General features: G+C 71.0%; 1 protein-coding gene. It reads right to left on the bottom strand.

Features of this window, described 5'->3' with window-relative positions:
- Positions 1 to 151: 151 nt before the first annotated feature.
- Positions 152 to 445: aminotransferase class V-fold PLP-dependent enzyme (locus J0695_RS41790; protein WP_206970035.1), on the bottom strand; the 294-nt coding region annotated here is incomplete at its 5' end.

Raw genomic sequence — 445 nt, forward strand, 5'->3', positions numbered from 1 at the left:
CCCGTGTCCCGCAGCGCCGCGTGCGCAGTTGGCTCTCGACGGCCCGTCGCCCGCGCTGGGCGACGGGCCGGTCCTCCGTGCGGTTCGCGTTACACGCGGTCCGTGGGCCGCAGTTCGGCCGTCCGGGCATGCGGGATCCGGGAACCGGGCCTCAGGAACGCCCTGCCAGGAAATCGGACAGGCCGGCCAGCAGCCGCTCCACATCCTCTGTGTTGTTGTAGGGGGCGAGGCCCACACGAAGTCCTCCGGTGTCCGAGAGACCGAGCCTGCGGGAGGCTTCGACCGCGTAGAAGGCCCCGGACGGCGCGTGGACACCGCGTTCCGCGAGGAACCGACAGGCATCCGTCGTGCTGCGACCGTCGACGGTCAGCAGCAGGGTGGGGGTGCGGTCGGTGGCGTTGGAGTGGACCGTGACACCGTCGAGGACGCTCAGTCCCTTGTCGAT

Origin of the sequence: Streptomyces beijiangensis, from assembly GCF_017315755.1 — a bacterium.
In the GTDB taxonomy this organism is placed as follows: domain Bacteria; phylum Actinomycetota; class Actinomycetes; order Streptomycetales; family Streptomycetaceae; genus Streptomyces; species Streptomyces beijiangensis.